1 protein-coding gene is annotated in these 714 nt (G+C 72.5%); it reads left to right on the top strand.

The genetic code is table 11. The features are described 5' to 3' along the window. Positions 1 to 714 (top strand): glycosyltransferase family protein (locus tag IEZ31_RS49870; RefSeq protein WP_505661142.1); only part of this gene is annotated, 714 nt, incomplete at both ends.

The raw sequence follows: 714 nt of genomic DNA, 5'->3' as shown, positions 1-714 counted from the left end.
GACATGCTGGCCGCGCTCGACGACCACGACCTGGTGATGGCCAGCCGCTACCGCGAGGGCGGCAGCAGCGGCGGCCTCGACGGCCCGCTGCGCCGGATCGTGTCGACCGGCTCCACGGTCCTCGCCCGGATCGCGTTTCCCGTCGCGCTGCGCGGGATCACCGACCCGATGACCGGCTTCTTCGGGGTACGGCTGGACAAGGTCGATCCCGAGCGCCTCCGGTCCCGCGGCTTCAAGATCCTGCTGGAGATCCTGGCCCGGTACCCGCGGCTGCGCCGCACCGAGGTGCCGCTCGACTTCGGCGAGCGCCTCGCGGGAACCAGCAAGGGCGATCTGCGGCAGGGGATGCTGTACCTGCGGCAACTGCCCTGGCTGCGCCTGGCCACCTGGCTGGGCAACCCGGTGGCGCGCTGGACGGCCGGCCTGACGCTGCTCGCCGCGGTGACCGCCGCGCTGGTCGTCTCGCCGCTGTCCGGCGCGGCGGTCCTGGCGCTGTTGGTGACGCTCGTCGCGCTGTACAACACCGTGGTCGGCGCCCTCGAGGTGCGCTGGCGGCTGTACGGCTGGCGGACACCGGAGGCGGTCGAGCAGATGCGCTGGCCCGCCGCCGGGGAACAGGAACACCGGGAACGGTTCACCATCATCGTGCCGGCGCTGCACGAGGAGTTCGTCATCGCCGGCACCCTGCGCCACCTGCTGGAACAGGACTACGGC

Source organism: Dactylosporangium sucinum (assembly GCF_014647515.1).
Lineage (GTDB): Bacteria > Actinomycetota > Actinomycetes > Mycobacteriales > Micromonosporaceae > Dactylosporangium > Dactylosporangium sucinum.
The sequence above is the reverse complement of the archived record's forward strand: the minus strand, read 5'-3'. Positions and strand labels throughout refer to the sequence as shown.